Origin of the sequence: Microcoleus sp. AR_TQ3_B6 (genome assembly GCF_036702785.1) — a bacterium.
GTDB lineage: Bacteria > Cyanobacteriota > Cyanobacteriia > Cyanobacteriales > Microcoleaceae > Microcoleus.
The window spans coordinates 27,058-27,716 of the sequence record NZ_JAUBVJ010000011.1 but is presented as its reverse complement, the minus strand read 5'-3'; the positions used below and the strand labels follow the sequence as shown (position 1 = coordinate 27,716).

The 659-nt window shown below is 51.3% G+C and carries 1 pseudogene; it reads right to left on the bottom strand.

The window, feature by feature from the left end:
• Positions 1 to 659 (bottom strand): annotated as a pseudogene (locus QUB56_RS07975) (WD40 repeat domain-containing protein); the annotation flags it as partial.

Genomic DNA, 659 nt, shown 5'->3' with positions numbered 1-659 from the left:
AATCGCTGTTTTACCGTCGGGTGCGAGATCCACTGCATATACCCTGTCACTATGACCCGTGAGAGTTTTTAGTTCCCGGCCTGTCTCGGTGTCCCAGATTTTCAGGGTTTTATCCCGTGATGCGGAAATCGCTGTTTTACAGTCGGGTGCGATCGCCACTGCTGTTACTGAGAAACTATGACCAGTGAGAGTTTTCAGTTCCCGGCCTGTCTCGTTGTCCCAGATTTTCAGGGTTTTATCCCATGAAGCGGAAATCGCTGTTTTACCGTCGGGTGCGAGATCCACTGCATATACCCTGCCACTATGACCAGTGAGAGTTTTCAGTTCCCGGCCTGTCTCGGTGTCCCAGATTTTCAGGGTTTTATCCCGTGATGCGGAAATCGCGGTTTTACCGTCGGGTGCGAGATCCACTGCATATACCCTGTCACTATGACCAGTGAGAGTTTTCAGTTCCCTGCCTGTCTCGGTGTCCCAGATTTTCAGGGTTTTATCCCATGAAGCGGAAATCGCGGTTTTACCGTCGGGTGCGAGATCCACTGCTGTTACCATGTCACTATGACCCGTGAGAGTTTTCAGTTCCTGGCCTGTCTCGGTGTCCCAGATTTTCAGGGTTTTATCCCATGAAGCGGAAATCGCGGTTTTACCGTCGGGTGCGAGAT